This is a genomic window from Rhodohalobacter sp. (assembly GCF_041686455.1).
Classification (GTDB): Bacteria; Bacteroidota; Rhodothermia; order Balneolales; family Balneolaceae; genus Rhodohalobacter.
Map to the genome: position 1 here is coordinate 1 of NZ_JAWLDW010000200.1, position 3067 is coordinate 3067.

Sequence of the window (3067 nt, forward strand, 5' to 3'; positions counted from 1 at the left end):
TGGGTCGACTGGCTGGATGTTCATGTAAAATGATATGATGAATTCAAGCATCCCTCCTTAGCAGAGGGATGCTTACTATTTTTTTGATAATACTAACTTCTTACAAATTTATTTATGCTTAATGAAATGAATGTTGTTCAACATGCCCGCCTTTATTTGCTTGGATTACTAACTGTGTCTGCTCTCTTTTTTATTCAGTGTGATGATGCAGAAGAACAGGATTCGGAAACGATTCCGGTGCAGGAGTTTGAAATCTCCGACATGATGAAGGTTTCAACCGGAGATATACCCCTTGTCATCAGTGCGCCTCATGGAGGTACCCTCACTCCAAATGAAATCCCCGATCGAAGCTGTTCGGGCATCACAACCGTGCGAGACACAAATACGACTGAATTGGCTGACGAGATCAAATATCAAATGAAACAGGATTTTGGCGTTGAGCCTTATGTTGTATCTGCCTTAATTCATAGAAGAAAAATTGACCTGAACCGGGATGTTGAGCTGGCAACATGTGGACATGAACTTGGCAAGGATGTTTGGGAGGTATATCACAGCAAGATCGAAGAAGCGATACAGTCTGCAGTAGAGGAGTATGGCCGAGTGATATTTATCGACCTCCACGGACATGGGCATGAAATTCAGCGGCTGGAGCTGGGCTATTTGCTAAGTAACGAGGAGCTTCGTGAAAGCTATGAAGGATCAGAGGAGACTGATAGACTGTCTGAAAAGTCTTCATTTAAAAATCTGATTTCTGCAAATCCGGAGATAGAATTTCAGGATTTGTTGACAGGAGAGCGCGCTTTTGGAACCATCATGGAAAATGAAGGGGTACCAGCTGTACCGAGCATGCAAGATCCGTTTCCCTATCCCGGGGAGGCCTACTTTAACGGAGGCTATAACACTAGAAGGTACACCTCTGATGATTATTCGGATGTATTTGGCTGGCAAATTGAAGCAAATTTCAGCGGTGTGCGAGATAGCGATGAGAGCCGAAATGCTTTTGCAAAAGCATTCTCAAAAGCAATTATGGTTCAGATAGAAGAGTATGTTTTTTAAATAGAGAAGTCCTTCTGCACTCAAAATAAATCTAAAATAATGGTTCTTACTAAAGGTTTTGGTTCTCAACTGGTTTTTTTGAGTATTGCACTGTTCGCATTTTCATCCTGTGAATATCAAAAAAATAAAGATACATATGATGTGGCAGTTGTGAGGTTTTCCCACGAAACCTGCACGTTTTGCCCCGGCGGTGATCCCGGAGTTGAAGACTGGACATATCAGGGAGAACCGGTTACGGGCGAAGATGTTTTTAGCCGAAGCAGCTACATGCGGGGATTTGTAGCACAGTCGAAGGAACTGAGTGATATGAATCTGATCGGCCTATCAACACCGAGAGGTGTTTTTGGCGGAACATCCAGAAGTTGGAATCAGGAAGAGGCATTTGATCATTTTGTAAACCTGATGATCGAGGACCTGAAGGAAGCAATGCCGGTTGATGGTGTATTCCTGTCACTCCATGGCGCAATGGCTGTTCGCAATATCGACCGGCCGGAAGCAGAGATCGCAAAGAGGTTCCGGGAAGTGGTTGGTCCTGATGTTCCGATTGTTGGATCCTTTGACCTCCACGGTAACGAGGATGAGCAGTTTTTAGAGTATGCCGATGGCGCTTTTGTAACCAAACGTTTCCCGCACTATGATGCATATCGTCAAGGTCAAAGAGCATCAAGATATTTGCGAAATGTGATGCAGGGCAACTATGAACCGGCAACAGCCACGCGAACCCCGCCAATTTTAACAGCCACTATTCTTCAGTGGACGGGGCAGTCTCCCATCATGGACGTTATGGAGCGAGCCCGCCGCTGGGAAGACAGAGAACCCGGTGCATACGTAAATGTATTCCTGGGATTCCCATGGTCGGATGTTCCTGATGTTGGAACCAGTATCCATGTTTTGACAAACAACGACCAGGAACTCGCTGACGAAATTGCCACCGATATGGCAGAATATATCTGGCGTGTACGAAGTGAATGGGCTCATGGAGAGTACCCATCACCCGAAGAGGCTGTGCGAATGACCCGTGAAGCTATAGCTGAAGGCGAAACTCCGGTTGTACTTGGCGACTACTGGGATCGGCCGGGTGACGCTACCTGGACACTCAGAGAGTTGATAGATCAGGGTGTGAGTAAATTTATAATATCAGCTTTGACAGATGAACCCACGCTGGAGGCAATCTGGGAGCAGGATTTACAGCCCGGAGACTCTTTTGATATGGAAGTTGGCGGCTATACCGGAGAACAAGCCGGTGAGCCTGTTCGGATTCAGGGAGAACTCGTTTGGCGAGGATCTCAATGGGGATACGATAAAGCCGCTGCAATCGCTTTTGGTGAGGGTAATATGCTGTTGCTCGCTCCGGGATATCAGCAGAATTCCACTCCTGACCGTTCACAGGTTGGACCGGTTAACCCCGACGACTATGATGTATTTGTATTGAAAAGCAGAGTTCATTTCCGAAGAGGTTTTGATGAGACCGGTTATGCAAAGACCATCCATATTGTAGATGCACCCGGTGATTGGTTCGGAACGGTTCGGTTAGACGCTCTGGATTATCAGAATGTAGATATCGAAGAATATTACCCATTCGGGAATCCGGATTATGATCCTCGTGAAAATTAATCCGCCGTCTAACATCAAAATTCACATACAAACACACCTGCCATGAGAATCTTATCAAAAAGCTTAACTATTGCTTTATTATTACTGTTTATTCTCGGTTCATGTGCCGGAGATAGTAGTGATGAAACGGCTTTCCCGGGCAGTGAGTGGGAAGTGATGGACAATCCGGAAACGTATGGATGGTCGATGGAAGGATTGCAAAAAGCCCGTGAATTGACCGACGAGCTGGATACAGCCTCGATTATGATAATTCATAAAGGAAAAGTTGTGGATTCTTGGGGTGATCTGGATTACAAATATCGATGTCACTCCATACGCAAGAGTTTTCTCAGTGCACTATACGGAATTCAGGTCGCGGAGGGTACAATTGATTTAGACGCTACCATGGAAGAGCTTG

Annotated in this window: 2 protein-coding genes and 1 pseudogene; all 3 read left to right on the forward strand. The window is 45.6% G+C overall.

The features are described 5' to 3' along the window. Positions 1–114: 114 nt before the first annotated feature. Positions 115–1056: a hypothetical protein gene (locus tag ACESM0_RS13510; protein ID WP_372906730.1), complete on the forward strand. Its 942-nt coding sequence runs from the start codon at positions 115–117 to the stop codon at positions 1054–1056. Between the two features lie 39 nt (positions 1057–1095). Next, on the forward strand, positions 1096–2670 hold the full coding sequence (locus ACESM0_RS13515) for a M81 family metallopeptidase (RefSeq protein ID WP_372906731.1): 1575 nt from the start codon (positions 1096–1098) through the stop codon (positions 2668–2670). A 42-nt stretch (positions 2671–2712) separates the two neighbouring features. Further along, positions 2713–3067 (forward strand): annotated as a pseudogene (locus ACESM0_RS13520) (hypothetical protein); the annotation flags it as partial.

Excerpts from the sequence above, each read along its gene's own strand:
- ACESM0_RS13510 (WP_372906730.1), top strand. The coding sequence starts at position 115 with ATGCTTAATGAAATGAATGTTGTTCAACATGCCCGCCTTTATTTGCTT.
- ACESM0_RS13515 (WP_372906731.1), top strand. The coding sequence starts at position 1,096 with ATGGTTCTTACTAAAGGTTTTGGTTCTCAACTGGTTTTTTTGAGTATT.